Genomic DNA, 25113 nt, shown 5'->3' with positions numbered 1-25113 from the left:
TCTATTTTGAAAAGAAGATCGCGCTAAAGGGTTCTTTCTTTTTTGTAAAGTCGGATGGACTGATTCCGAATGATCGACGAAAGATGCGCGTAAAATGAGATTGATCGGCAAATCCTCCCTCGTGCGCCGCATCCGCTAAGTGCGAACGATTCGCCAAGTTATCAACGGCCTTCTTCGTTTTCAACCAAAGACGATACGCGGAAAAAGGAACGCCGGTTTCTTGTCTAAAAAGATGACGAAAACGTTCGACGGATAAGCGAGCGTCAAAGGCTAAGCTCGCAAGGGAGAATTCGTCCAACTCCACATTGGAAATACTTTTTTGAATCCGATCGTCGATTGCGCCCTTCGTTCGGATCGGAAAATCTTGATTGAGAATTTCAAGAATCTCCGCGCGCACTTTCGTATCGGATCGATTGAGAATCGAAGTGATCCGAGCCTTCTTTTCGTCCGTGAAAATATCCCCGACTTCAAATGCGGAGTGGTTCGCCGCCAAACTTCTTTCATAAAAAAGATGATATCCCGTGGTCATCGGATCTAAAAAAAGTAACGTTAGATTCCCTTCCACTCGTATCATCTCGTGACTCACACCCGATGGAATAAAAACGGAGTTGTATGTTTTCCATTCTCCATCGCGGGTGCGTAATTGAACTCGGCCCGAATCGGGTAAGCTGATTTGAATATAGAAATGACTGTGACGTAACGTTGCAAATCCGTCTCCGCGATACGTAGCAAAATCATTCCATATCAAAAAATTCTTCATTGTCCTTCGGCCTTGTACGCCAGTTTATCCGAGTCACGAAAGTTCGGATAAGAGTTTATCGAGCGGTTGATAAAATTCTCCCATACCGTCGGCGAGGTTCGTTTCCATCGCTATCTTGCGTCCTTCGGCTGAAGTAAATTTGCAGACATGCGTCATCAAAGTCAAATCGCCTTCCGTTGTGAAGGTTCTCGCTTCAACCATAGCGTTCGGATCTTCCACCGCAGTTTTCAAATTGAAGGTCGGCATATCCGTGGCATAGTTTTCCGTATTCGTTACTTTTTCCGGTGCATTCACTTCCCGATAGTTTCCATAGATCCCGAATCGGTTTCCCTTTGCGTCCGCATAAACGAATAAGTATTTGCCTCCGACTTTAAGATCCACTTCGCAAGTATCAAGCGTCATACCTTCGGGACCGATCAACCATCGACGCATCAATTCCGGCTTTGTGTGACAATCGAATACCAATTCACGGCGTGCGGCAAAATAACGAGTGAATACGATTTCCGTGTCGCCTCTCAATTCCATCTTCACTTCTTTTTGGTTCGTTTTCATTTTCGTTTATCTCCTTGAGTTTGTATCGTTTGCAGTTCTACAAGTAACGCATCGAGCGCTTGGTATCGTTCTTCCCACATCTGGCGATATTTTTCGATCCAATCGGTGGCTTTTTTTAGAGGCGCCGTCTCGAGTCTCCGCGGTCGTTCTTGTGCGCGGACGGTCGTTGATATCAGGCCCGCCTGTTCGAGAACCCTGAGATGCCGCGAGATCGCGGGTTGACTCATCTTGAAAGGTTTTGCGAGCTCCATAACGGTCATATCGCCTTTCGCAAGGCGCATAAGAATCGCACGACGGGTGGAATCGGCGAGTGCGGCAAAGGTGGCGTCGAGTTGTTGCATAGCTATATACTTATATAATTAAGTAGTTATATGAGAATATAGTCAATCTTTTTTCCGGGTTTTTCCTTCGGTCCGTTCCTTCCTTATTTCGTTTCGAGATCGGGTTTCCAAGAAGGGGAGAATGTAAAATATACGCGAATTGATTCCGAAATATCGGTTCCTTACGGTATTTTGATGCGGATCGTTTCGTTTTCGGGTTGTGAAGTTTGGAATTCCACGGATTCTAAGACAGAAATTGAAATCGTGCGGTTCGTCGCGCGATGCAAAGGATAACTTTGAATGCGCGGATTTTTTAACAAATTTCTAATCTTACTCTTGGTTCAAACGTTTTGTCCGCTCTGTTTGAGCGCTTTGCCGAAGGACATGCCCGCCGATTTTTATTTGGAATTTCATCGGGGCGGCGGAATGCGACCCGAACATACCGAATACTATTTTTCAAAGGAACTTTCACACGTTAAAGAGAAGAAAGATCGAAAGGAAGAGATTCTTTGTTTTAAAATCGATCCCGAAGTGCTTCGAAATTTATACGCGACCGTTTTGAAAAATCGTTTTGATCGAATCGGTACTCGAACGGAAAAGATCTATGATCGAGGCGGAGAAAGCGTTCAAGTCGGAGCCGATCGGGAAACGTATAACAAATCGGACTCGGGGATGAGTTTGATTCAACCGTATTGGAAATCGAATTGGGAAAATGTTCTCGATAAAATTCAAAAAACAAAACTTCAATCGATCGGCGATTCTCCCAAGATCCGTTTTTTACTTACATGGGAAGGTTTTCAGGAACCTTTGTCCTTGAATATCGCTTCGGAAAAACGAACGCTCTCGTATCAATATCACGTTCAACGTTCCCGCTTTGAGGAGATCGAATTTGCCTTTTTGCCGGGAAAATATAAACTGCGCTTGGAGTTTCACGAAGAGAAGGGAAAGTTCCACACGTTCAACGTGGATTTCGAGCTGGATCGAAATTCAAAGCACGTTTCGTTTCGTTGTAGCCCGGAAGGTTGTGTTCGACTTTGATACGGACACTAAAAGATAATTTAGGATTTTCGAATATATCAAAAATCGAACACTTTAAACCGTTTGTTCTTTGGAAAGAAGGGAGGTTTCGATCGTTCCATTCTTCCCAAAGAATCTATATGCAACTTTTATAACTTAGTTGCGAAGTTCCTTTAGAAGTTCCGCGTTTCCGGCGATCGCAAGAGCGGACGCAAGTCCTCCCATCATCGCTCCCGCAACTCCGGGGGAAGCCGCGTCGGCTCCGGTTAGATACAAACCTTCGATCGGAGTTCGAACGTTGAACCAAGGACATTCTTCCTTTTTATATCGTTCCGGAACGCAGGCCAATCCGTAGATCGCACCGTCGGGATGCGAAGTGAAATGTTCGTTCGTGATCGGAGTCGATAACTCGGAGTATTCCACGATTTTTGAGATCCCCGGAAAACGGGATTCCAAAGTGGTCAACATTCTTTCCGTGATTTTCTCTTTGAGCTGTTTGTATTCTTCGCCTCTTCGTTTCCAAGGTTCGGATTTCCATTGAGTAAAATGATCGTAGTCCGTGAAAGTGATCACATCCATCGTATGACTTTTCGCGTCCGGATTTTTCAGACTCGGAAAAGAAAGATATAGGTTTGGAATTTCTCCGTCGGCCGCGACCCAATCGTTTCTTTCCGAAAAATTCTGATCGTGATCGCTTGAAGAAAAGATCCAATAGTTTTCTCCTTTAAATCCGAACTTCGCCGGGCTTTCGGACAAACCGAGATAAAGACAAAGGCTCGTAGTCATCTTTTCTTTATTATAAAATTCTTTTAGACTTTTTCGAAACGGAATCGGATAATTCTCGGGAATCAACTTCATATAAGTCGGATATGCGCCCGCGCAGGAAACCACGATCGGGGCGAAAAAATTCTTTTCCAATCCTTCTCCTCGAAGCGCTTTGACTTTCACTCCGACGGTCTTTCCTTCTTTGATTAGAATTTCGTTTACTTCCACGGAAGAAAGAACCGCGCCTCCGAACTCTTCCAGGATCGGTTCCACCGCTTCGAAAATTTTTCCGGCTCCGCCGATCGGATAATAACCGCCGTGCAGATAGTGTTGCACAAGAGTCGCGTGCATCGCGAACGCAACTTTAGAAGGAGGTAAGCCGTAGTCTCCCCATTGTGCGGCGAGAATTCCTTTCAGTTCCTGGCTTTGAAAGTTCGCGTCCAAATATTCTTTGAGCGTGAAGATTTTGGATTCTCCCAAAAGTCCGGATAAGGAATCCAAAGGCGGGGGAGCCAAACGCATCATGATCGATTTGCCGAACAGGTTCGAAGTTTTTTTGATGTCTTTGAAATAACGTTCGATCGCTTCCGTTTCCTCCGGAAATTTATTTCCGAGATCCGCTTTGAACTTTTCCGGCTCGCCGTAGATGTCGAAGGAAACGGAAGGAAAGATCAATCTTTCGAACGGTTCCGCGATCCGTTTCCATTGAACTTTTTTTCGAGTGATCTTATCGGAGATTTTTCTGCAAAGACCTTCTTCCTGCATATCTCCGACATAATGAATTCCCACATCCCAATGATACTTGCCTTGTTTTCTTTGGAACTCGTGCGTAAAGCCGCCGGGTTGGAAATGTTTTTCCAGTATAAGAATTTTTTTTCCGTATGATTGGGCCAAAAGGCTCGCGGCGCAGAGACTTCCCATCCCCGAACCCACAAATATTATATCAAACTCGTTTCCTATTTGATCGATATTCATTGACAAAATCCTCCCGAATCTATTCAATGTGAACAGCTATTACATTAGTTAGTTCGACTAGAATCAAGAATGTAATAATCGTCAACATGAAAAATTCTTCGGATAAAAATTCGTATCATCACGGCGACTTAAAAAAAGCCTTATTGGAAGCCTCCCTGCGCATTTTAAAGGAAGAGGGTTATAAGGCGTTGAGTCTTCGAAAAGCCGCTTCGTACGCGGGGGTCAGTCAATCCGCTCCTTATCGCCACTATGAGGATTTGGAATCCTTATACGCGGACATCGCGGAAGAGGGTTTTCGAATGCTTTCCGAACGGCAAAAAAAACTTCAGTCGAAGTACAGAAAAAAACCTCTTCTTCTGTTTCGAGAATCCGGCGTTTGTTACGTGGAGTTCGCTTTGGAGTTTCCGGATCTTTTCCGCATCATGTATGGGAATCAGATCGAAAGCCATTCCAAATACAAGTCCTTGGTTAAGACCGAAGACGATTCTTTTAAAATCATCGTCGAGATCATTCGCGATTGTCAAAGGGCGGGCGTCATTGAGACCGAGGACGCGGTGAGTTCCGCGACTTCCGCTTGGACCATGGTGCACGGCATCGCCGTTCTTTTAGCGGGGAAGCAGGTGATGTTTCGTTCCGTGGATTTGAAGGAAGCGAGACGGATCACGAAAGAATTGATCCATTATCTTTATACCGGAATGAAGTCGGATAAAAAGTGAGAAGCGCCGCCGGGATTAAAGAATCCGATAATTTTATGGTAACAGTTGTCGCTTAACATTTTCGGTTACAACGAAATCCGTTGTTTGCAAATCAATTCTTTCCTCTTCATATAATACTCTTTCTCGGGAATTTATTTCTAACCGGAAACCGACTTTACATCGGAGAGATTCTCCCGTCTTTTAGTTCTGATTCTTTGCACCGTCAGGAGGTTGCGTCTATGATAACCAGGATCCGATCCGCTTTCCACTGGATACTCGGGCGTCACTTATTGGCCGATCTCCCCGAAGAAGAACGACGTTCCTTTCGTCTCACCGGCAACACTCTCTTCATTCTTGCGATGCTGATCCTTATGGCCTGGGTGCAACCCGTTCCTTCCGATTTGATTCTATTCTTGAACGTCTTTACCGTTATATTCTTAACGACAATCGCCGTTAGTTGGGTTCTATTGAGAAGGGGATACATACTAGCGGCTCAGGTTTTTTTGTGTTTCACATTGTGGGTGATGGATGTGATCATCATCTTCACTTTTCCCGGTCAACAGGCGCATTTATATCTATCGGTAGCAATGCTTCTTCCTTTGCTCCTCGTGGTTCGCAAACATAAAGTAACTAGGATCGTCCTCGCTTTGATTCCGTTTTGTCTGTTTATCGCACGCGAGACCTATTTCAAAATTTTGGGAGGACAGGCCTTGTATGGAGCGGAGCCCGCGCCCGGAACTCTCCGAGCCGATGAAGTTCTTATGGATGTGATCGGCAGTCAGTTGTTTCTTCTTTTGCTTGCGTATCTTTTCATTCGAGGTAGTGACGAAGCGGAAGCCAAGATCCAAGCGGAACATGAAAAGTCGGAGCAGTTGCTTCTTAACATATTACCGGAAGAAATCGCTCAGGAGTTAAAGGAGAAGGGAGTTTCCGAACCGCGTTTGCATCGCAGCGCAACGGTATGTTTTACGGATTTCAAAGGTTTCACACAAATTGCGGAAACGTTGTCGCCAACGGAACTTGTCGCTGAACTCGATCGTTGTTTCTCTTATTTTGATAGCGTAATGGAAAGACACAATCTTGAGAAACTCAAGACGATCGGAGACAGTTATATGTTCGCAGGCGGCATTCCGGAATCAAGCGGAACACACGCGGTCGACTGCGTGATGGCCGCTTTGGAAATTCAAGCCTTTATGAATCAAATGAAGGAAATCAAAGCGAATCAAGGTCTTCCTTATTGGGAACTTCGTCTTGGAATTCATTCCGGCGATTTGGTAGCGGGTGTTATCGGCGAGAAGAAGTTCGCATACGACGTGTGGAGCGATACTGTCAATATCGCAAGTCGCTGCGAGTCGTCCGGTATTCCGGGTCGCATTAATATTTCCAGAGCCGCATACGAACTAGTAAAGGATTTTTTCAACTGCGAATATCGCGGCGCCGTGCCAGCGAAACACAAAGGGGAGATTGAAATGTATTTTGTCAACGGACTCTTGCCCGAACTTCGACGTAAGGGTGAGGAACGGATTCCCAACGAAGAGTTTCAAAGACGATATGAACTGTTGAGCAAGAAAGAAATATAAGAATTTTGTTTCTTTAGATGAGGCAATCTATATTGTAAAAAATCCGATAACGTCACCGTAGAATGAGCAAAACGTTGCGATCGAGTCTTTAGGAATCGTCTAACCTACGATAAAAGAAAGCAGGAAGCAATGATCGAAGGAAACGAAACGTACGGGCCGCTGGTTCATCTCATCGGACGTTGGGAAGGGGATAAGGGACTTGATATATCGCCGGAAAAAATCGGAAAGGATGTAAAACGATATTATGAAACCGTTACTTACGAACCGATCGGCTCTACCACAAACGCGCAATCACAGATTTTAACGGGACTTTATTATCGCCAGTTGGTAAGCGATAAGTCCAGCGATCAGGTGATCCACGATCAAACCGGATATTGGATGTGGGAAGCCGAAACGGGAATCGTCTTTCACGCGTTTACCATTCCTCGAGGAACATCGGTCGTAGCGGGCGGAATATACGCGGAGGCGGGCGATCCGATTCATCTGGAAGTCAATGCAAAGGAAGGGAGCGCGGATTGGGGAATCATTCAACCTCCGTTTATGACCGCAAACGCAAAAGCATTAGAATTTAAGAATATTCTTGTCATTCGAGGAGATCATCTTTTTTATTCTCAGGAATTAAAGATCCAGATTTACGGAAAAGTGTTTTCTCATACGGATGAGAATTCTTTGATTCGCAAGCAAAGCTGAACTTTTTTCGAATCGAAATATCTTAAAGCCGCATCACATCCATAAGACATTCCGCCTTCTTATTCTTAAAAGAATCGCTTTCGATCACAAAACTCAAAAATGTTTTCAACAAAGGGTTCTTGTTTTCGGGCGCCCAAAAAACCGAGACGGGAAGAAATAATTTTTTGATCGGAACGAATTGAGTTTCGGAAGGAGCGATGTTTTGAGCCCCCAATACCGTAAGAGAAACCCCTTTGCCGGTCGCGACTAAGATGGGACAACTTTCCCGATCGTTTTTCACGTATAGTTTCGGCTTGATTCCGCTTTGTTTAAAAAGTTGGGAGATCGTGTCATAAAATTTTCCGGCTTCCTTTTTCGGATGTAATATGATCGTTTCGTCCTTCAGTTCTCGAAGTTCGATTTCCTTTCGTTTTGCGAGAGGATGTTTTTTGGGAACTAAAACTCCGAGTCCTTCGTCGTGAACGGAACGACTTTCCAAGTCTTCTTCCGAAACGGTTCCTTCCATAAAACAAACGTCGAAGTGTCCCGATCGTAATCCTTTTGGAATTCTAATTCTCGTTTCCTGATGCAGTTGAAATTTTAATTTCGGAAAACGATTTTGAAATTCGTCGATGATTTGAGGAAGATTTGCGAGAAAGGAAGTCGTCGAAAAACCGATGTTTAACTTTCCAGCCTTGAGTTTGCCGATGGAACGGACTTCCCGTTCGAGATTTTCGGCTCGGGCGATGATTTCCTTGCCTTCTTTCAAAAGAAAAATCCCCGCTCCGGTAAGTTGAACCTGTCTCGTAGTTCGTTCGAATAGTTTTGTGGAAAGCTCCTCTTCTAGGGAAGAGATCAATCGCGTCAAAGGAGGTTGTGAAATTCCCAAAATTTCCGCGCTTTTTCTGAAGTTTAATTCTTCCGCCAATACGATAAAAGATTTTAGTTTCGATAAGTCCATATTACATTGATACTATAAAGGTATCAATATTACAATCAAATAAGTATCAATATCAAGAAAATTGAATCTATTTCGTATTCTTCTTTACAGCCGCAAACGTACTTCAACTTTTAAATCAGAATTGTCGGAGAGGACGCGATTGCGCTTCTTTTCAGGAGATGAGGTTATGAAATTGGGTTCGGAAGTTTTGATCGTCGGAGGCGGACCTGCGGGGCTTAGCGCGGCGCTCGCATTGGGACGTATGAGTAGGACCGCTTTGATCTGCGACGACAATCGTCCGAGAAACGCGCCTTCTTCTCACCTGAATAATTTTCCAACGAGAGACGGGATTCATCCCGCCGAATGGAGAAGGTTGGTTCGGAAAGATCTGGAAAAATACAAAACGATTTCTTTCTTTGAGGGATCGGTCGTATCCGTTGAAAAATCGGTCTTCGGTTTTAATGCGAAGTTCTCTTCGGGTGATACGGCTTCTTTTCGAAAAATCATTCTCGCCTATGGAGTGGAGGATCGTCCCTTGCCGGTTCCCGGTTTTCGAGAATTGTGGGGGAAATCGATCTTTCATTGTCCTTACTGTCACGGATTCGAAATTCGCGGTTCTCGTATCGCATTGATTTCCAACAGCGAAATGACGTTCCATATGTTGTCTTTGGTAAACGATCTTGCTTCCGATTTGATTCTTCTTACGAACGGGAAAGCGATCTTCAGCGAGGAACAAAAAAGTCTATTAAAAAGAAATAATGTTCGATTGATCGAAGAACAAATCACTGGTTTTTTGCACGAAGGAGAACGACTCAATGCGATCACTCTTGCAAACGATACGATCATCGAAAGGGACGCCGCATTCTTTCAACCGATTCTTCCGTTTAAACTCAAGTCGACGATCGGAGAGGAACTCGGGTGCGAAAAAACTCAGTTCGGACTTTACAAGGTGAACGAAAGAGGAGCCACGACGGTGGACGGGGTCTTCGCTTGCGGCGACAGCGTGAGTATGGGTCATTCCGTTTTATTGGCCGCCGCATCCGGAGGGATGGCCGGTGCGGGAACCGTCGCCTCGTTATTGGGAGAAAAGTTCGAAGGGATGTCGCATTAATATCTTTTATAAACGGAAGCTTTGATCCCATACGATCCAAGCCGCGATCAAAAGCGCAAAGTAACCGAAACATTGTTTTAAAGATCGCGCTTTGATTTTTCGGGAAAGAATCTGTCCGAAGAACAATCCCGCGATCCCGAGGAAACAAACGGTCAATAGTAAGGGACAATCTTTGATTTGCATCGAAGTAAAGCTGATCGTAAAACCGAATAGGGAATTTATCGCGATGATCGCGGACGAGGTTCCGATCGCAACCTTAAGAGGAAACTTGAGCAAAAGCACAAGAGCGGGGACGATGAGAAATCCGCCTCCCGCTCCGATAAACCCGGTGATCGTTCCGACGATCAGACCTTTGCGTATGATCGAAAAAACGTTAAGCGAAGTGAAACGGAACTCCGGCGATTCTTCCCCGGAAGATTCTCCCGAACGAATCATGGCCCAAGAACTGAAGATCATCGTGATCGCGAAAACGATCATCATCAAAAAAGATTTCGTCAAGTTGAAGCCGAAAACGGAGACGATACTATCCGGAAGGTAAGGGAGAATCAAACGTCTTGCGATATAAATTCCCACGAAACTCGGAATCACAAAAAGAGTCGCCAGCTTCAAATTGAGATTTCCGCTTTTTGCCTTCATAAACGCTCCGAAAGATGCGGTCACACCTACGATAAAAAGAGAATTTGTCGTGGATTGTGTCGCATCCTGCCCGAAGAAATAAAAAAGAATGGGAACCATGAGAATGGACCCACCGGCGCCGATGAGTCCGAGAGAAGTTCCCATAACGAAGGATGCAACGTATCCGAGTATGAGCATTAGAGTTTCAAATTATTCTAATTTGTTTTTAAGATTCATCTTTTGATCGATGAATCGAAAGAGCAACATTCCCAAAATGATGCTCGCGAAAACGATGAGCGGTCTCGCTTCAAAACTCGCAAGGGAAGTGATCGAAACGGTAGGACAATAACCGCCCAATCCCCAGCCGATTCCGAAAATGACGCTACCGACGACCAAGGCCGGAGTGATTTCCTTTCGGGTGGGAATAAACCATTCCTTGGTAAACATGGGAGTTTTTCTTTTTCGGATTAATTTATACGTGACGAAATGTACGCCGACCGCGCCCGCCATCGTAAAGAGAAGGGTAGGGTTCCAATTTCCGAAAACGTCCAGAAAGCCGACTATATTAGAAGGTTGTAAAATTCCCGAAATGCCCAATCCGATCGCGAACAATAAACCGACGATCAAAGCGCCGAAGTTATACTTCATATCAGTAACCCGATTTTCCGAAGAAACAACACGGCCATCATACCCGTGCTCATAAAAACGATCGTGGCTACGATGGATCGAACGGAGAATCTGCTGACTCCGCAAACTCCGTGTCCGCTGGTGCAACCGCCTCCCAACATCGCGCCGAAGCCGACGAGTATTCCGGCTAACGCGCCGATCCACGTGTTTGTTTGTAACTCGACCGTTAAAAGATCGGGAGCGGCCGCTTTCAAGGAAAGCCCGCCGAGTAACAAACCGACGATAAAATACCATCTCCATTCCGTGTCGCCTTTTTGCGGAATCAATACGCCGTATACGATGCCGCTCACTCCGGTCACTCTTCCGTTCCACAAAAGCATCAACGATACCGCAATGCCGATTAACGTTCCTCCGATGATTCCCATCACCCATTCTGTCGTCATGTTTCCTACTCCTTAGGCAGTGATCTCTCGTTCCAATTCAACATGCCGCCTGCCATACTTGCCGTGAATTTATAACCTAAACGAATGCTTTCTTCCGTCGCTTTGCGGGAACGTTTTCCGCTGCGACATACGAATACGATTTCTTCCGAACGATCACCGTTCTCTAAAAATTTCGTTAAATCATCGCCTAACGTTATGAGTTGGGCCGTGTTGATATGTCCCAAGGCTCCGTAGAATTCTCCCGGATAACGAACGTCTATGATTCTTACCTTTCCGATCTTTTCGAATACGTCTTCGTTGGAAACGGAAGGGATTCCGGAGATTGCGTTCGGATTCATTACCTTTACGGCTTCGAGTTTGCCGCATCCTAAGTTGATCGGAACCGCAATATGCATTTTTTTCGGAGTCTCGAGTTGAAGTTCGGTCATGATCTTTCTGAAATCTTCTTTGGAGCGATCGCCTCCGATCCTCGGATTGAATCTTTTTTCCAATCCGATCGTTGTGGAAGTTAAGCCGTGATAATCGTGACTCGGATAAACCAGAGTATCTTCGGGAAGGGAGAATAATTTCTGCGTTATGCTATCATATAACTTCGAGGCGGACCCCCACTGAAAATCGGTTCTACCCGTTCCTCCGATCAAAAGAGAATCTCCCGTAAAGACCATTCCTTCAAAAAGAAAACTCATACAGGAATTCGTATGTCCGGGAGTCGCGATCGCTGTGATCGTTTTGTTTCCGAGAAAAAGTTCGTGACCGTCTTCGAGTTGTATATCAGCGCAATCGATTCCGGCCGAAGAGCTGATCGCAGTTTCGGCCATCGTATTCTCGCGAATCTCGTCGGCTCCGCTGATATGATCCGCGTGGATATGCGTTTCCAAGATATAACTCAGATGCAGATCGAGTTCTCGAATCAGCTTTAAATCCCGATCGACCGTTTCCCAAACGGGATCGATGATCGCCGCTTTTTTCGTTTCAGGATCGGCGATTAAATACGTATATGTGGAAGATTGAACTTCGAAGAGCTGGTAAAAAATAATGTCCTTCATGATTTCCTTTTTGTTGAAGTCCGCTTTCGATCGAAACGAACACGGGTTGGAGTATAACGTTTCGAAGACGACGCGCCTTGTATAAAACTGCAGAGGTTTGAAAAAGTTCAAAAGCGGGGGAGAATTTTTTTCGAGATCCGTTGCAGAATTATACAAGCGAAGGATTCTTTCTATAGGTTATGATACGAAAGGACCGATGATAAATAACTTTTTTCATTCTTCCATCGAGGAACCAATGTCGCCAACGATACAAATTTCGGAACGGGAGAATCTTCACAGAAACGGATTGATTCTATTTTCAAAGGCCTTTACGGTCGTGGGCGTTCTTTGGAGTCTGCTTTATTTTATATTAGGTTTTCCGCAAGCGGCTTTGATCCCGGGCGGTTACGCGATTCTCAGTTTACTGAGTTTGCTCTTTGTCTATTTCACAGGTAAATACTTGGCGTTTCGGTTTCTGCAATTTCTTTTCATTCTCATTCTTCCCGTATTCTTACAGTTGAGCTTGGGCGGCTTTGAAAACTCGGGTGCGGTCATCATCTGGGCGATTCTATGTCCGTTAGGCGCTCTTTCCTTCGGTCCGATTCGCCACGGTTTGATTTGGTTCGGATTGTTTCTGATCGTTTTGATTCTAACCGGATTCGCCGAAATGTATCCTCCGTTGACGACGGTAAACGTGGATCCTAAGCTAAGAATTTTATTCTTTGTCGTGAACATCACGGGCGCCGGAACGCTGACTTTCTTCAGTTTGTATTATTTCATCTCCAAGAACAAACAAGAACACGATCGCGCCGAAAAACTTCTGCTGAACATTCTGCCCGCGCCCATCGCGGAAAGATTAAAACGAAGTTCGGCGACCATTGCGGACGGTTATCCGATGGTTTCGATTTTGTTCGCAGACATAGAGAATTTTACGGTGATGTCTCAAAAGGTTTCTCCGGAAGCCTTGGTTCATCTTCTCAACGATGTGTTTTCATACTTCGATATTCTCGCCGAAGGATACGGAATGGAAAAAATAAAAACGATCGGAGACGCATACATGGTCGCCGCGGGGATTCCGATTTGGAACGAAAATCACGCCGAAGACGCTATGCACATGGCGATCGAGATGCAACGATTTATAAAAACTTTACGGGATCCATCAGGCAACGTCTTAAAGATGCGGATCGGAATCCATTCGGGCCCGGTCGTTGCCGGTGTGATCGGTCGAAAAAAATTCGCATACGATCTTTGGGGCGACGCCGTAAACACCGCGAGTCGATTGGAATCGCACGGCGTATCGGGTAGAATTCAAATTTCGGAGTCTACTTACAATTTATTGAAGGATAAATCTTGGATTGAAACGAGTCGAAGCGTGGATGTGAAAGGCAAGGGTATGATGACCACATACTTAAGTTACGAATAGTCGAGAGGGAAGTAAGCCGTCGCATCGTAAGAATCGATTCAATTCTTCCAAGAAGACCGATCACCAAGATTCGGCGTAACTCGCGGGAACTTCTATATAGGATTTTAACTGTCTTGTGCTTCTGAAAATTTCGGAAGGAGGCAATCCGAACGTGGAACGGAAGGTTCTCGTAAAATGCGCGGAATCGAAAAAACCGGCCCGATGCGCCGCATCCGTATGAGTCATGCCGTGTAACAACGAATAAACGGTCAACTTAAGTCTGAACCAAGTTCGAAACGAATGAAACGGAATTCCGACTTCTTTTTTAAACTGATGTTCCAAGTTGGAAACGGACATTCCCGCTAATTCCGCGAGATCTTTTGCGGAATGATCTTCTTGCGGCATCGTCGTAATCAATTCAACGATCTTCTGAATCCGATTGTCGATGGTTCTCGATTCGTTTCCGGATAAGGGCGGCATCTGATTGAGCAATTCCACGAGCCGATCGTTCGAATCAGCGGAAAGAATTTGTTCCACCTTTTCCAAAAGTTGTTCCTCTTCGTTCAAAGAAATAAAGATATTCTCGTTTTCTTTTTCCGAGTTGGATGCTCTTAGAAATTCGTAATTGGGACTGCTTAAGTCCATAAAAAGAAGAACACAATACGCGCCTGAAAATCGAATCGAATGATCGACCATCGGCGGAATCAATGCGGTGCGAAACGGAATCCAATCCTCGTTATTCAAGGAAACTTGAAATTCTCCGTCTAAACTGATACAAACCGTCGCGGCGGCTCGGCGACGCAAGGTTAGGTCCGGTAAAAGACCCGCGAACAAACAACGACTTCCCCAAATACATATCATCTCTGGGCGATCGATCGGGGAAGAATTTATTTCCATTGAGAGTGCCTGTATGTATTTTCTCAACCTCGGGGAATTATACAAGGCGTTTTCGTCGACGGCAAATACAATCCGTAATTGCGTTACGGTTTCTCAAAAGCGAGTTTCGGAGTAAGCGGGGAAAAACGACTCAAAAATTGCGAGAAGGCCAGAAAGTTTCCCTTGGTATATTTGAATCCGGGAATGGTCGTCAACGGATTTCGAATCTTAGAAAGTGTTTCCTTCCATTCTTGAGAATCCAACTCGACGACGATGTCCGCGTCTTTGGAAAGTTTGGATTTCAGTTCCGCCACACCTTTTCGAACGTGGATCGTAAATTCTTCTCCGGTGTCTTTGAAACGAAAGCCGACCTTTTGATCCACGTCCGCGCTTTGGATAGGATCCAAATTCGTGACAAGACTGGAGAGAATTACGGAAACCGGATACTTGCTTAGTAATTGTTTACTCGGTTTCACCTGAAGTTTGGCCACGAAATTCTCCTTCAGTTCCAGGGCTTCCGTCAGATAATAATTTCTTGCGTTTGCGTTCTCTTCTTTTCTTCCGAGGGCTTCCAAAGATTGAATGCGTATTTTTTTCGCTTCTCGATCGCTCGGATCGATTCTGAGAATGTGCCCGGTGAGTTGAAGGGCGCTTTGAAAGTCTCCATTAGAAAATTTTAATTTCGTAATGTTTAAGAGTTTTTCCTTCCCTCCGGCTATTTCCGATATCAATTCCGAGGTTTTATCCTTGGAAAGAGGATGTAAATCGGATGGATCTCCGCTAAACCAGCCGAGATTGCCGTTGAACAAAGAACGGACGGACCAAGAAACCTTTCCGTATACTTCTTTGAGATAGGGCGAGTTCGTCAAATGAGAAGGAAGCCGAACGGATTCGACCAAATCGTCCGGGTGAAGGCCTCGATTGATTCCTCTGAGAGATTGATCGTGCACAAATTGAATCGCGTCTCTGTAATCGGTGATCACGTTGTAAATTTCTTTCGAACCGGAAAGGGGACGGCCGTGACTCGGAACCAAATGTTCGGGTTCTATTTCTCGAACGATGTCCAAGGACTTATACCAATTCTTTAAACTTCGAAACCAGGTTCCGCGAATCGTATAAAGGTTCGGGAACGCTTTGTAAAAATTATCTCCGGTAAAGATCACTTTTTTTTCGGGGAGCCAAACATAGATCTGATCGTCCGTCTCTCCGGGAGCGTGAATCAATTCCAAAGAAACTCCGGCGATCTTTACGGAAAGTTTGTCACGAAAGACGCGGGTGGGGGGAACGTAGTCCAAACGAGTCTCGCTGTTGTACCCTTGATAAGGACCGATTCCCACGTTTACAAAATCGTTTCCCTTTAAAAAATTACCGAACATACGAGCGCTTCTAGTGCTGATGATCGGAGTGGTTTCACTAGCAAGACGTTCTACGGTAGGTTGTAAATTTTCGTGTGCGTAAACGTCCGGCTTACCGCCGTCTAAAAAAGACGCTGATCCGAAGATATGGTCGGGATGGCTGTGCGTATAGATGATCGCCGCGACGGGGAGTTTGGAAATCTTGCGGAATTCCTTAAAAACTTCTTCGCCGGATTTAAGATCGTCCATCGTGTCCACGATGATGAGACCGTCCTTGCCTACGATCAGGATCGAGTTCGCGATTCCGAAGCCGACCGCGGAGTAAACTCCGGGCGTAACCTCGTAGATTTTCTTTTCAAATTCCTTCGTGAACTCCTCCAGTTTCAGAGGTGAATGTTCGTGCGTTTCTTTGTGTGGGTTCGTTTTACATCCGAAATTCAGAATCAGAATCCAGAATAAAAAAGAATATTTAAAAAATGGAATGTATTTCATTTGTTTTTCCTTCGGTTTCTATCAGAATTTCAACGAATACGATAGATTGTATTTTTGGGAGACGCCCAAGAGCGCCCCGTTGTCCAACTGCGGAATTCCGGCGGTATCTCGACCGATATCGAACTTCCATCCGGAACCGATCTCGCCTTTTTCCCATTTTGTTCCGTAGTAATAGGCGAAGCCCAATTGAACGAGATACTTGATCGCCAAAAGAGCGGACTTGATATTGGCCTTGTATTCCGCGTTTTCATAATGAAGTCTTTGAATTTCTTTTTGCGCCTGGAGACTGACAAGAACGAAAGGATCGGCGTTTCGCGTGGAAAGAAGATATGCGTTTAAAAGATCGCCGGATCGATCGTATTTTTCCTTTCTGGATTCCAGGTCTTTATGGCCTTGTATCTCGAGTCCGATAAAAAGGGCAAAGGTGCCTAACGCGAAAGCCGCCTTTCTCTTTTCACCGGCGTGATACAAACCCCAACCCGGTACGACCGCGCTTCTCCAAACGACGTCCCATCGGGAACGTTCTTCGATCGTTCTGGAAATATCTTTTTCTTGCGGATTCCGAATCGCAAGGCCTTCTAAGATTTTATTGTATTCATCCTCGGATACGTCTTTGTAGATCAGAAATGAAATTTCCTTTCTGGAAAAAATTCTTCTGTTTCCGTCCAAGGATTGAAACACCACCTGATCCGCGTTTTCCGATTCGATAGCGCCTCGGATCGGCTCCCGATTTTTCGTTACCAAAACTTGAAACGAAAAGAGTTCGAAAGCGGGAACCGTTAAGAAGAATAAAAGAAGAATCTTCTTCATACCATTCTCCCTCATTCAAAGGAACGCGTCGCGCCGATATTGATTCCGATGGAATTGAGCGCCTGCGTGTTGTAAGAATAACCGATAAGATTTCTGTTGTTCGGTCCGTTCACGATATGAGTGAGAGCCCAGTCCGTTCCCTTTCCGCCTTCGATCTGTTTCCCGGGAAGAAAATAACTCGCACCGAAATCGAAACTCCAAGGACCGCTTGCGTAACTGAATCCCGCGGCGATCACCTGTTGTAAGGTAAGAACGATTCCTTGCGCTCCGTTCAAACCGTTGCTGGAAACTACGGGAGAATTATAACTGTATCCGAGACGATACGTCCATTCCGGATTCAGCTTGTGTTCCAATCCGATCAAAGCGCCCCATTGATTTCTATAATTCAAATGTCCGGTTACGTTTGCAGTTTGTCCTTGCGGACTCGGATACCAAGGGTCTTCCAAGTTTTGATGAACGTTCTTCAGATATGATCCATAGTTGGAATAAACGAAGTCGATTCCCACTTTGAAATTCTCGGGACCGATCGCAAATCCGAGGCCGTGTTTTTCGGGAAGATTGAACTGATACGATGCGCCCGTCGTTTTATAGTAACGGGGATTGTTCACACCCACCGAATAAGATCCGTCGAAAGGGAAGGTCGTTCTGGTTTGATAAACGTATGCGATTCTCAACCAATCGGCGATCGTATAATTGGATCCGAAGATTCCGCTGAGTGCGAGTGCGTTTTGTCTGCTGTCGTAACGAAAACCTTGGCCGGGCAACTCTACGGTTCCGGATGCGTCGTAGTAATGGATGCTTCTGAATTGGGATGCGTAGTTAATTTCAAGCGTGGCTCCCAGAGAAAGTTTTCCGATGCGATACGATAAACCGTTGACCGCTTTCAAAAACAGGCCTCGGTTGAGAGTGGTTTCTTGGATGCGAGAACTCGTTCCCAAGGGGCCCGGTAAATCCACGCCCGCCCATTGATTGACCGATTCTCCGGTCGGAGTGTTTCGATTGATCTTTTCGGTCGCTCCGTTGACTCCTCCGTAAACATACGCCGCAAATCCGTAGTCGAGGTTTTCCGTAACGGGAAGTTTTAAAGCGAGATAAGGAGCCGGTCCGCCGGAACTTCTCGTTTTAGAATTCGTGTAATCGAGATTCGGATCCTTGTCTATGAACTGATCCTGAAATTTTACCTGCGCATAAGTCGCTCCCAAACCGAACTCGATCTTCTTCCCTTTGATCAGAGAAAGATTGGCCGGATTTAATGCGACATCGATCGGAGATCCTCCCAAGGCGAAATTCACACCCGCAAGACCTTCGTATCTTGCGTTGATCGCGTTTCTTCCGTTGCTTGCGATTGCCCAGAGGTTGGAGGATTGTATCCATAAGGTTAAAATGAGTAAGACAACTAACGTTCTTTTGGAACCTTGTTTCAATAGGGTCTGCATGACTCTCCTTTTTGTAAAACCCGGTCCCGTTCTATTTGCAACTTAGGCGAATTTGACGGGGAACGGAGAAAACACGTTATTCATTATAGTAAATAACTGTCTCAAGAAACGAACGCCGCACTTCGCTTATCAATTTAATTTTCTGTTTTAGTTATAAAATGTTCCGTTATATTGAAAATATATTGCATTTTATAACTAACGTTTTAGCTTGTTTCTAAACGTTTCGCGAAAAGAATCCCAAACTCGGTTTTCAAAGTTCGTAAAAAGGAGAAAGGAAGGTAGGAAATGAGGAAAAAAATTTCCGCGTTAGTTGTGCTTGCCCTGATCACGTTCGCTTTTGCGTCCGCAAACGGAGATTGGATTTCGTCCCCTTTTCCTTTTTTGACTTCGGCGACCGATTCTTCCCCGAAGTTTGAGATCCAAGAAAAGTCTTCCGAAGAAAAACAGATTCTTTTCGGAGATTTGCACGTTCATACCACATTCTCCCCGGACGCGTTTGCGATCAGCCTTCCGATGTTGAACGGAGAAGGCGCTCATCCACCGAAGGACGCCTGTGACTTTGCAAGATATTGTTCTTCTTTGGATTTTTGGTCCATCAACGATCACGCGGAAGGAATGACTCCCGCACAGTGGCAAGAAGAGAAGGACGCGATCCGTCAATGCAACGCGAGCGCAGGCGATCCTAAGAATCCGGATCTGGTAGCCTTTCTCGGTTGGGAATGGACTCAGATCGGGACCAACGTTCAAAATCATTACGGACATAGAAACGTCATCTTCAGAGATACGGAAGAAGACAAGGTTCCATCGCGGCCGATCGGCGCCGCCGGACCCACTGCGGACGCGTTTGCCGGTCCCGGTTTGATTCAAAGAACGATTCTTAGGATCGTCGCTCCCGGCGGAAACAGAAAGGCGTATTCCGATTTTTCGGATTTTATCTCGGAGCGTCTATCGATTCCACGTTGTCCGTCCGGCGTTCCGGTAAAAGATCTTCCGAAAGATTGTACGGAATGGGCTTCCACTCCTTCCGAACTTTTTCAAAAATTAAAAGAATGGAATATTCCCTCATTGGTGATTCCTCACGGAACTACTTGGGGTTTTTATACTCCGCCCGGGATCACATACGACAAACAGCTGAAGGGAAAGGACCACGACGAAACCAAACAACGATTAGTCGAAATCTATTCAGGTCACGGCAATGCGGAAGAATACAGGCCTTGGCAGGAAGTCGGTTTTGATCGGGATGGAAAACCCGTTTGCAACGAACCCGCTTTCGGTTTCGAGCCTTCTTGTTGGAGAGCGGGGGAAATCATCCGCGGAAGATGTCTCCGAGACGGAGAATCGATCACCGAATGCGAAAAAAGAGCGTTAGACGCTAGAGCGAACCATGCGTTTGCGGGCGTGTCCGGATTCTTAACCGTTCCGGGAGCTACTCCGGAGGATTGGGGAAATGCGGGTCAGTGCCCCGATTGTTTTTTACCTGCGTTCAATTACAGACCCGGAAACTCGGTTCAATATGCATTAGCAATTACTAATTTTGATGATCCCAATCATCCGCGCAACTTTCGGTTCGGGTTTATCGGTTCGAGCGATTCCCATACTGCGAGAGCAGGAAACGGTTATAAGGAAATCTGGCGGAAAGGTTTTACCGAAGCCGCAGGTCCCGAAAAACCGAATGCGTTCGGAATTATGGAACCTGCAAGAAACCGAAAGAAACCGACTTCTTATTCCGTTCCGATCAATCCTCGCGGTCTTGCCGGTTTTGACGTTGTGGAAACGGAAAGACAAGCCTCATTCTTTCTAACCGCGGGATTGGTTGCGGTGCATTCTAAAGGACGCGATCGGGATGCGATTTGGAATTCCTTGAATCAAAGAGAAGTGTATGCGACTTCGGGAGATCGAATTCTTCTTTGGTTCGATTTGAAAAACGCATCCGTTGAAAATGAAAAACCCGTTTCCGCTCCGATGGGTTCGGAAGTTTCTCTTTCTAAAAATCCGTTGTTTCGAGTGAAGGCGATCGGCGCGTTTCGTCAAAAGAGCGGATGTCCCGATAGTAGCATCGCCGGAATCGGAAAGGAACGTCTGCAAAGACTTTGCAGGGGCGAATGTTATCATCCTTCTTCGGAGAGAAAACTCATCACGAGAATCGAAGTTATTCGAATTCTTCCGCAAGTGACTCCGGGAGAATCGGTTTCAAAACTGATCCAAGATCCTTGGAAAACGTTTCAGTGTAAACCCGATCCAGCGGGATGTGAGATTCAATTCCAAGATACAAGTTATGCGTCATCGGGAAGAAACGCAGTCTACTACGCGAGGGCGATCGAAGAACCTTCTCCGGCGGTCAACGGAGGCCAGCTTCGATGCGAATACGACGAACAAGGTCGTTGTGTCAAAGTTAAACCTTGTCACGGAGATTATCGCACGGATCCTAAGGACGATTGTCTCGCCAACGTGGAAGAGAGAGCTTGGTCTTCTCCGATTTATCTCGTTCATCCCGATTCAAAATAAATGTTTTTTGAAAAGTGGAAAGAAGGGAAGCCCGAATATTTTTTAGGCGCGGGCGCGGTTTTAGGATTCGTTCTGGCCGCGATCGGTTTGATTTATCCGGAAAGGGAAATTTTATTGTCGGACGCGATCGCGGAAGTCAACGGAAATCAAATTCAAAAAGATGAATATTATCGCGCCTTATCCGGTTATGCGTCGGATACAAAAAGTCCGATCGACGAAGAAGTAAAAAAGAGGGTGTTGAACCGTTTGATCGACGAGGAACTTCTCGTACAGAGAGGCCTCGAACTCGGTTATGCCAACGAAGACCGTTCCATACGATCCAAGATCGTGAGTACGGTGATTCAATCGATTCTTTCCGAACAGGTTTCCAAAAAACCGAACGAGCTGGAACTTAGAATCTACTTTCTTTCCAATCAGGATAAGTTCTTAAACTCTTCGAGATATAAGATTCTTGTTTATGCGGAATCGAACGAAGACGCCGCGAAACAATTGTCGAAGGCGATACGGGACGGCGGATCGGTTTCCTCCGCTTCCAGGGTTGCCGATGTTCCAGGCGATTTTTTGCCTTTGCGAAAACTCTTGGACTACTTGGGATCGGACGGCGTGGAGGTCTTAATTCGATTGAAAGCGGGCGAAGTTTCCGAGCCGATCTTATCCGGCGGAAGATATTTGGTTCTTAAGATTCTCGCCATAGAACCGGGGTTCGTTCCCGCGTTTTCCGCGATCAAAAACGAAGTAGAAACTTCTTATATTCAAGAAAAAGGAAACGAGGCTTTGAGAGAATATTTGGATTGGTTGCGATCCAAGTCGAAAGTTACGATCGGCGATCTCAAGGATTGAAAGGTCTTCGATGAAGGTTTGGATCTGTGTTCTCTTTTTCTTTGTCGCTTTCACGGAAGTTAATTCTCACAATCGAAGCGAATCTTTTTCCGTTTGGAAAGTGAATTCCGGTTCGATCACGGGCGTCATCACCTTGCCGACTCAGGAAGCGACACGAATTCCTTTTAACAAAAAAGAATCCGAATCTTTGGCGGATCGTTTTGCGAAATACGTTCGAAACCATATCGAGTTTTATACCGATCAAACGCAGTGCGAACTCTCTTCTCCGCCTCGGAAGTTGCGATCCAATTCTTCCTTTGTCCGATTGGAGATCCGTTTTGATTGTCGCAATTCTTCTCCGAGTAGAATGGTTTACACCGGTTTATTCGAATATTCTCCCTCGCATCTTCACTACGCGAGATTGAGTTTTGAAGGGGAGAATCTCGCGGAAAAATTATTTCAATCCAAAAGCGTAGAATGGGATTTTCGACAAGAATCGGAAACGACTTCCCGTTCCGGCTCGGGATTTTTCTCGTTCGTTGTCGCCGGGATCGAACATATCGGAACGGGAATCGATCATATCGCATTTCTCTTAGCATTATTGTTAAGCGCAACGAGATGGAGGGAAATTCTGATCTCAGTCACAGGATTTACAATCGGGCATAGTCTTACTCTTTCGATCGCGGTCTTAGGAAAAATCAAACCGGATACGAACGGAATCGAAGCCTTTATCGGACTCACCATCTTGATCATCTCCGCGGAATACGTACGTTCCAGAACGTCGAATTCCATTTCGATCTTAGTCGCGCTTCTTCCTTCGACGGTCGGTTTTCTCGCTTGGCTTTTGAACAAACAGGCGACGCATATTCTTTTCGCGTATCTCGGCATGTCGATTTTTACGATTTCTTATCTTTCACTCAATCCGTATCTGACCCAAAAGAAGAGGAGAGGTTTTTATCTCGGAATCGCAACGGTCGTTTTTGGAATGATTCACGGATTCGGATTTGCCGGATTCTTATTGGAAACCGGATTGGAGAAGGATCGGCTGATCGAGCCGCTTTTCGGTTTTAACCTTGGAGTCGAGATCGGTCAGCTTCTTCTGGTTCTTTCGGCGTTGCTGATCGGTTTTTGTTTGAGAAAAACCTTGTTCCCAAAAATCGATCCGCGATATGCAAAACTAGCGCCCTTGCTCCTTTTATTCCTGCTTTCCGCGTTGGGAGCCTATTGGTTCGTGCAACGCAGTTTTTGATTTTAACGTCCTTTTGCAGCTTGACCTCGGATTTGTTTTTCATATACTACGTAAAACATATACTACGTTTAACGTAGTATATGTTTTACGTAGTATTGCGGCGCACTTCCGCAAAGGAGAAGAGGATGAGTCAAAAAAGCGTTGGAAATAAATCCGGGATCGTATCCAAGGTCGTTCTGCATACTTTGACAATGGCGATCATTCTGATAGTTTTTGCCGATTGTAAAAAGAAACAGGTTTACGACGAAGGCCGTCCTATCGCCATCATCAACGCAAAAATTTTCGATGGGGAAAACGTAATCCGTGAAACGATCCTGGTTCTGAAAGGTCGTCATATCCGAACGATCGGAGGAGAGATTCCGCCTAACGCGATTATCGTGGACGCACAGGGAGGAACCTTAATGCCCGGTCTCATCGATTCTCATGTTCACACCGATAGGGACGGTCTACGCGACGCATTGTTGTTCGGCGTTACCACGGAATTGGAAATGACCGGTCGATGGACTCCAGGCGAACGAAAAGAAGTTGCGGAACGTACGGACGTTGCCGATGTTCGATCGGCGGGTATGGGGATTACTCCTCCCGGAGGTCATCCTTCGCAATACATGGCGCTGAGTAATAACTTATTGATTAAAATATTCTTTCGTTATCCGTTCGTATCCAGTCCCGAAGAAGCCGTTCGATTCGTCGATCAACAGATTGCGGACGGATCGGATTACATCAAAATCATCATCGAAGACGGTTCGACGGTCGGTACTCCGGGGCTTCCGGTTACGAAAGACGAAACGATACGAGCGGCGGTTCAAGCGGCTCATCGTCACGGCAAACTGGCAATCGCTCACGTGACTACGGTGGAGGGAGGACAAAGGGCGATTTCCGCAGGAATCGACGGCTTGGCACATTTGTTCTTTGATCGAAAGCCTACGCCTCAGTTCGTCGATGAGATCGCTTCTTCCGGAACCTTTGTGACTCCTACGCTTGTGACCCTTTCCTCCGCTTTTGGAAAGAGTGCGGATGCGCTTGCCGATGATCAGCGAGTAAATTCTAAACTGAGTAAGTTGTGGTTGGATTCTTTACGCAAAAACATGAACGTTTATCCGCAAGGCAAACTGGAAGACGCGTTTGCAACCGTACTGGCTCTGCATAAAGCAAAGGTCGACATCTTAGTGGGCAGCGACGTATCGGAACCGATCGCGGATCTCGGCGGACTTGCGCATGGCGCAAGCTTACATCACGAATTGCAGTTACTCGTCGAAGCCGGTTTGAAACCGATCGAAGCGTTGCGTGCGGCGACTTCGACTCCTGCGCGTAGGTTCAGACTTACCGATCGCGGTAGAATTGTTCCCGGAAATTTGGCCGATCTCGTGTTGGTCGATGGGGATCCGATTTCTAAAATATCCGATACACTTTCGATCCGTGCGGTTTGGCGCAACGGAGTTCAACTTCGTTAGAATTTTTTATACGTTGAACGTAATAAACGGTACGTCGCTAATGGAACATTATGAAGAAAAAAGAGGCTTCGGCGGCCGAGGTTTTGACCCAAGCATTGCTTGAGTTTAGAAAGCAAGGCGGTAGACGTCATCACGCTCCCGACGAATTGGGAAGAGCGGAAGCGCATGTTCTCATGATCTTAAGCGGATTGAAGGAAAAAGAACTCGGGCTTAGGATCAGCGATCTCGCAAAAGAACTTGAAATATCACTTTCCACTCTGACCCAAACTACCTCTTCGTTGTTTCGTCTCGGTTATGTCGTTCGTGAATCCGATCCAACCGATCGCAGAGTGATTCGAATCCGTCTTACGCCGATCGGCCGTTCCAAAATGCTCGGTTATCAAAAAGAATTCAACGATTACTGCGCGGGTATCTCCGAGTATCTGGGTGAAAAAGACAGCATTCTATTTGCTCGATTGCTGCGAAAGGTTTCGGGGTTTATGGCTGCGGAGCCTAAACAGACAAGAATGAATCTCAATCCGAAAAAAAACCAGAAAAAGAAATCCTAAGAAAAGAAACCGTTTTAAGCGCCAATTAGGAGAGAATGATTATTTTAGAATATTCAAGTATTTGAAAGTTTTATTT

24 protein-coding genes are annotated in these 25113 nt (G+C 45.7%); 11 read left to right on the top strand and 13 right to left on the bottom strand.

Annotated features, from left to right (window positions below; translation table 11 throughout):
• Window position 1: 1 nt before the first annotated feature.
• From LEP1GSC052_RS01480 to LEP1GSC052_RS01470, 3 genes are read right to left on the bottom strand one after another with little or no spacing between them, the layout of a single operon-like run.
• Window positions 2–760 (bottom strand): helix-turn-helix transcriptional regulator, encoded by a 759-nt coding sequence (locus LEP1GSC052_RS01480; RefSeq protein ID WP_020985383.1) that lies wholly within the window; start codon window positions 758–760, stop codon window positions 2–4.
• 33 nt (window positions 761–793) lie between these two features.
• Window positions 794–1312 (bottom strand): SRPBCC domain-containing protein, encoded by a 519-nt coding sequence (locus tag LEP1GSC052_RS01475; RefSeq protein WP_010572271.1) that lies wholly within the window; start codon window positions 1310–1312, stop codon window positions 794–796.
• Window positions 1309–1653, bottom strand: a complete 345-nt coding sequence (locus LEP1GSC052_RS01470) for an ArsR/SmtB family transcription factor (RefSeq protein ID WP_010572272.1) — start codon at window positions 1651–1653, stop codon at window positions 1309–1311. Before LEP1GSC052_RS01470 ends, LEP1GSC052_RS01475 begins: the two co-directional genes overlap by 4 nt.
• A gap of 279 nt (window positions 1654–1932) precedes the next feature.
• Here LEP1GSC052_RS01470 and LEP1GSC052_RS21575 point away from each other — a divergent pair, with 279 nt between their 5' ends.
• A complete protein-coding gene (locus LEP1GSC052_RS21575) occupies window positions 1933–2670 on the top strand; it encodes a hypothetical protein (RefSeq protein ID WP_010572273.1) in 738 nt (245 codons plus the stop codon).
• 135 nt (window positions 2671–2805) lie between these two features.
• On the opposite strand, the gene LEP1GSC052_RS01460 is transcribed toward LEP1GSC052_RS21575, so the two are convergent.
• Window positions 2806–4389, bottom strand: coding sequence for a phytoene desaturase family protein (locus LEP1GSC052_RS01460; RefSeq protein ID WP_020985425.1), 1584 nt, complete (start codon window positions 4387–4389; stop codon window positions 2806–2808).
• Between the two features lie 86 nt (window positions 4390–4475).
• Here LEP1GSC052_RS01460 and LEP1GSC052_RS01455 point away from each other — a divergent pair, with 86 nt between their 5' ends.
• The 3 genes from LEP1GSC052_RS01455 (at window position 4476) to LEP1GSC052_RS01445 (ending at window position 7354) form a co-directional block, all read left to right on the top strand.
• Window positions 4476–5105: a TetR/AcrR family transcriptional regulator gene (locus tag LEP1GSC052_RS01455; RefSeq protein ID WP_020985389.1), complete on the top strand. Its 630-nt coding sequence runs from the start codon at window positions 4476–4478 to the stop codon at window positions 5103–5105.
• A gap of 80 nt (window positions 5106–5185) precedes the next feature.
• On the top strand, window positions 5186–6664 hold the full coding sequence (locus LEP1GSC052_RS01450; protein ID WP_010572277.1) for an adenylate/guanylate cyclase domain-containing protein: 1479 nt from the start codon (window positions 5186–5188) through the stop codon (window positions 6662–6664).
• Between the two features lie 129 nt (window positions 6665–6793).
• Entirely contained in the window at window positions 6794–7354 is a 561-nt protein-coding gene (locus LEP1GSC052_RS01445; RefSeq protein WP_010572278.1) for a heme-binding beta-barrel domain-containing protein, read from the top strand.
• A 22-nt stretch (window positions 7355–7376) separates the two neighbouring features.
• On the opposite strand, the gene LEP1GSC052_RS01440 is transcribed toward LEP1GSC052_RS01445, so the two are convergent.
• Window positions 7377–8294: a LysR family transcriptional regulator gene (locus tag LEP1GSC052_RS01440; RefSeq protein ID WP_020985377.1), complete on the bottom strand. Its 918-nt coding sequence runs from the start codon at window positions 8292–8294 to the stop codon at window positions 7377–7379.
• Window positions 8295–8460: 166 nt separating this feature from the next.
• Between LEP1GSC052_RS01440 and LEP1GSC052_RS01435 the strand changes: the two genes are divergently transcribed.
• Window positions 8461–9384, top strand: coding sequence for an NAD(P)/FAD-dependent oxidoreductase (locus tag LEP1GSC052_RS01435; RefSeq protein ID WP_010572280.1), 924 nt, complete (start codon window positions 8461–8463; stop codon window positions 9382–9384).
• Window positions 9385–9390: 6 nt separating this feature from the next.
• Here LEP1GSC052_RS01435 and LEP1GSC052_RS01430 read toward each other — a convergent pair whose 3' ends face one another.
• The 4 genes from LEP1GSC052_RS01430 to LEP1GSC052_RS01415 are packed head-to-tail and all read right to left on the bottom strand — an operon-like array spanning window position 9391 to window position 12115.
• Window positions 9391–10197, bottom strand: coding sequence for a sulfite exporter TauE/SafE family protein (locus LEP1GSC052_RS01430; RefSeq protein ID WP_020985446.1), 807 nt, complete (start codon window positions 10195–10197; stop codon window positions 9391–9393).
• A gap of 12 nt (window positions 10198–10209) precedes the next feature.
• On the bottom strand, window positions 10210–10647 hold the full coding sequence (locus tag LEP1GSC052_RS01425) for a DUF6691 family protein (RefSeq protein WP_010572282.1): 438 nt from the start codon (window positions 10645–10647) through the stop codon (window positions 10210–10212).
• Entirely contained in the window at window positions 10644–11069 is a 426-nt protein-coding gene (locus LEP1GSC052_RS01420; protein ID WP_010572283.1) for a YeeE/YedE family protein, read from the bottom strand. The genes LEP1GSC052_RS01425 and LEP1GSC052_RS01420 overlap by 4 nt, the downstream gene beginning before the upstream one ends.
• Before the next feature lie 5 nt (window positions 11070–11074).
• Entirely contained in the window at window positions 11075–12115 is a 1041-nt protein-coding gene (locus LEP1GSC052_RS01415; protein ID WP_040912704.1) for an MBL fold metallo-hydrolase, read from the bottom strand.
• A gap of 235 nt (window positions 12116–12350) precedes the next feature.
• On the opposite strand from LEP1GSC052_RS01415, the gene LEP1GSC052_RS01410 reads away from it, so the two are divergent.
• Window positions 12351–13517, top strand: a complete 1167-nt coding sequence (locus tag LEP1GSC052_RS01410) for an adenylate/guanylate cyclase domain-containing protein (RefSeq protein WP_244265263.1) — start codon at window positions 12351–12353, stop codon at window positions 13515–13517.
• A gap of 60 nt (window positions 13518–13577) precedes the next feature.
• Here the strand turns inward: LEP1GSC052_RS01410 and LEP1GSC052_RS01405 are convergent, their stop codons facing one another.
• The 4 genes from LEP1GSC052_RS01405 to LEP1GSC052_RS01390 all read right to left on the bottom strand — a co-directional run bounded on the left by LEP1GSC052_RS01405 (window position 13578) and on the right by LEP1GSC052_RS01390 (window position 18465).
• Complete coding sequence (locus tag LEP1GSC052_RS01405) at window positions 13578–14393, bottom strand: helix-turn-helix transcriptional regulator (protein WP_010572286.1); 816 nt, start codon at window positions 14391–14393, stop codon at window positions 13578–13580.
• A gap of 83 nt (window positions 14394–14476) precedes the next feature.
• A complete protein-coding gene (locus LEP1GSC052_RS01400) occupies window positions 14477–16219 on the bottom strand; it encodes an alkyl sulfatase dimerization domain-containing protein (protein ID WP_010572287.1) in 1743 nt (580 codons plus the stop codon).
• A gap of 21 nt (window positions 16220–16240) precedes the next feature.
• A complete protein-coding gene (locus LEP1GSC052_RS01395; protein ID WP_010572288.1) occupies window positions 16241–17029 on the bottom strand; it encodes a hypothetical protein in 789 nt (262 codons plus the stop codon).
• An 11-nt stretch (window positions 17030–17040) separates the two neighbouring features.
• Entirely contained in the window at window positions 17041–18465 is a 1425-nt protein-coding gene (locus LEP1GSC052_RS01390; RefSeq protein WP_020985484.1) for an OmpP1/FadL family transporter, read from the bottom strand.
• A gap of 285 nt (window positions 18466–18750) precedes the next feature.
• On the opposite strand from LEP1GSC052_RS01390, the gene LEP1GSC052_RS01385 reads away from it, so the two are divergent.
• From LEP1GSC052_RS01385 to LEP1GSC052_RS01365, 5 genes are all read left to right on the top strand, one after another.
• Window positions 18751–20970 carry a DUF3604 domain-containing protein gene (locus LEP1GSC052_RS01385; protein WP_010572290.1) on the top strand — a complete coding sequence of 740 codons (2220 nt, stop codon included), beginning with the start codon at window positions 18751–18753 and terminating at the stop codon, window positions 20968–20970.
• Complete coding sequence (locus tag LEP1GSC052_RS01380) at window positions 20971–21810, top strand: peptidylprolyl isomerase (protein WP_010572291.1); 840 nt, start codon at window positions 20971–20973, stop codon at window positions 21808–21810.
• A 10-nt stretch (window positions 21811–21820) separates the two neighbouring features.
• Window positions 21821–23038 carry a HupE/UreJ family protein gene (locus tag LEP1GSC052_RS01375; RefSeq protein ID WP_010572292.1) on the top strand — a complete coding sequence of 406 codons (1218 nt, stop codon included), beginning with the start codon at window positions 21821–21823 and terminating at the stop codon, window positions 23036–23038.
• A gap of 125 nt (window positions 23039–23163) precedes the next feature.
• Entirely contained in the window at window positions 23164–24489 is a 1326-nt protein-coding gene (locus LEP1GSC052_RS01370; protein WP_010572293.1) for an amidohydrolase family protein, read from the top strand.
• A 50-nt stretch (window positions 24490–24539) separates the two neighbouring features.
• Complete coding sequence (locus LEP1GSC052_RS01365; RefSeq protein ID WP_010572294.1) at window positions 24540–25037, top strand: MarR family winged helix-turn-helix transcriptional regulator; 498 nt, start codon at window positions 24540–24542, stop codon at window positions 25035–25037.
• Window positions 25038–25113 lie beyond the last annotated feature (76 nt).

Source organism: Leptospira kmetyi serovar Malaysia str. Bejo-Iso9 (assembly GCF_000243735.2).
GTDB lineage: Bacteria > Spirochaetota > Leptospiria > Leptospirales > Leptospiraceae > Leptospira > Leptospira kmetyi.
The sequence above is the reverse complement of the archived record's forward strand: the minus strand, read 5'-3'. Positions and strand labels throughout refer to the sequence as shown.

Bases quoted from the DNA above. Each gene is read 5' to 3' on its own strand.
- LEP1GSC052_RS01400 (WP_010572287.1), bottom strand. From the start codon at position 16,219: ATGAAATACATTCCATTTTTTAAATATTCTTTTTTATTCTGGATTCTG.
- LEP1GSC052_RS01455 (WP_020985389.1), top strand. From the start codon at position 4,476: ATGAAAAATTCTTCGGATAAAAATTCGTATCATCACGGCGACTTAAAA.
- LEP1GSC052_RS01480 (WP_020985383.1), bottom strand. From the start codon at position 760: ATGAAGAATTTTTTGATATGGAATGATTTTGCTACGTATCGCGGAGAC.
- LEP1GSC052_RS01435 (WP_010572280.1), top strand. From the start codon at position 8,461: ATGAAATTGGGTTCGGAAGTTTTGATCGTCGGAGGCGGACCTGCGGGG.
- LEP1GSC052_RS01365 (WP_010572294.1), top strand. From the start codon at position 24,540: ATGAAGAAAAAAGAGGCTTCGGCGGCCGAGGTTTTGACCCAAGCATTG.
- LEP1GSC052_RS01440 (WP_020985377.1), bottom strand. From the start codon at position 8,294: ATGGACTTATCGAAACTAAAATCTTTTATCGTATTGGCGGAAGAATTA.
- LEP1GSC052_RS01430 (WP_020985446.1), bottom strand. From the start codon at position 10,197: ATGCTCATACTCGGATACGTTGCATCCTTCGTTATGGGAACTTCTCTC.
- LEP1GSC052_RS01390 (WP_020985484.1), bottom strand. From the start codon at position 18,465: ATGCAGACCCTATTGAAACAAGGTTCCAAAAGAACGTTAGTTGTCTTA.
- LEP1GSC052_RS01470 (WP_010572272.1), bottom strand. From the start codon at position 1,653: ATGCAACAACTCGACGCCACCTTTGCCGCACTCGCCGATTCCACCCGT.
- LEP1GSC052_RS01415 (WP_040912704.1), bottom strand. From the start codon at position 12,115: ATGAAGGACATTATTTTTTACCAGCTCTTCGAAGTTCAATCTTCCACA.
- LEP1GSC052_RS01475 (WP_010572271.1), bottom strand. From the start codon at position 1,312: ATGAAAACGAACCAAAAAGAAGTGAAGATGGAATTGAGAGGCGACACG.
- LEP1GSC052_RS21575 (WP_010572273.1), top strand. From the start codon at position 1,933: ATGCGCGGATTTTTTAACAAATTTCTAATCTTACTCTTGGTTCAAACG.
- LEP1GSC052_RS01460 (WP_020985425.1), bottom strand. From the start codon at position 4,389: ATGAATATCGATCAAATAGGAAACGAGTTTGATATAATATTTGTGGGT.
- LEP1GSC052_RS01405 (WP_010572286.1), bottom strand. From the start codon at position 14,393: ATGGAAATAAATTCTTCCCCGATCGATCGCCCAGAGATGATATGTATT.
- LEP1GSC052_RS01410 (WP_244265263.1), top strand. From the start codon at position 12,351: ATGTCGCCAACGATACAAATTTCGGAACGGGAGAATCTTCACAGAAAC.
- LEP1GSC052_RS01425 (WP_010572282.1), bottom strand. From the start codon at position 10,647: ATGAAGTATAACTTCGGCGCTTTGATCGTCGGTTTATTGTTCGCGATC.
- LEP1GSC052_RS01370 (WP_010572293.1), top strand. From the start codon at position 23,164: ATGAGTCAAAAAAGCGTTGGAAATAAATCCGGGATCGTATCCAAGGTC.
- LEP1GSC052_RS01375 (WP_010572292.1), top strand. From the start codon at position 21,821: ATGAAGGTTTGGATCTGTGTTCTCTTTTTCTTTGTCGCTTTCACGGAA.
- LEP1GSC052_RS01380 (WP_010572291.1), top strand. From the start codon at position 20,971: ATGTTTTTTGAAAAGTGGAAAGAAGGGAAGCCCGAATATTTTTTAGGC.
- LEP1GSC052_RS01385 (WP_010572290.1), top strand. From the start codon at position 18,751: ATGAGGAAAAAAATTTCCGCGTTAGTTGTGCTTGCCCTGATCACGTTC.
- LEP1GSC052_RS01445 (WP_010572278.1), top strand. From the start codon at position 6,794: ATGATCGAAGGAAACGAAACGTACGGGCCGCTGGTTCATCTCATCGGA.
- LEP1GSC052_RS01420 (WP_010572283.1), bottom strand. From the start codon at position 11,069: ATGACGACAGAATGGGTGATGGGAATCATCGGAGGAACGTTAATCGGC.
- LEP1GSC052_RS01395 (WP_010572288.1), bottom strand. From the start codon at position 17,029: ATGAAGAAGATTCTTCTTTTATTCTTCTTAACGGTTCCCGCTTTCGAA.